This is a genomic window from Psychrobacter sp. 1Y4, assembly GCF_051847555.1.
This window is the reverse complement of the sequence record NZ_JBPYDE010000852.1, coordinates 1-591: the sequence shown is the minus strand read 5'-3', so window position 1 is coordinate 591 and position 591 is coordinate 1. Positions and strand designations below refer to the sequence as shown.

At 38.1% G+C, this 591-nt stretch carries 1 protein-coding gene; it reads right to left on the bottom strand.

The annotated features are described in order from the left end of the window. Nucleotides 1–221: 221 nt before the first annotated feature. Nucleotides 222–591 (bottom strand): ribosomal protein S18-alanine N-acetyltransferase (gene rimI / locus ACS8FC_RS19225; protein WP_439297967.1); only part of this gene is annotated, 370 nt, incomplete at its 5' end.

The following is a 591-nucleotide window of genomic DNA, read 5'->3' as shown; positions in this document are numbered from 1 at the left end:
ACAAGTCAGAAAACAGCAAGCCAATATAAGCGTGATGGTAGAGTTATTGAGCGAGCGTATAGATGTTCTCGCACGGATGAAAGCAGACAGCAACTATCAATTAGACACTAATATCTGTAAGAAGAAAATACCATCAAGTTAAACACGATAACGTTGGTTGAGATAAATAATTTACCTTGAAAGAAACTACGCTTATCACTCCTAATAAGAATTGACTCTCTTCACTCACCATAGACATGTTGCATGATGAGTGCATCGACTGCGGACTGATTCGGTGACTGGTAATAGCCTTTTCGTCTATGAATAATAGTAAATACTTGCTTCTCATATAACGCTATCGCAGCATGATTGTCTGCTCTTACCTCTAACAACAAATTTTCCACTTGATTACTCTGCAATACTTTATGCAACTTATCAATAGTCTGTGAAGCAATGCCTTGTCGTTGATAATCAGTATGCGTGCCAATACGCAAAATTTCTGCTTGCTCAAACACCATTTGATATAAGCAGTAACCAATTACGTTGCTCTTTGCATTTTTATCTTGTGCGTACACTACCAGCATATTAATGCTGTCTTGCTCAAGCAGTTCG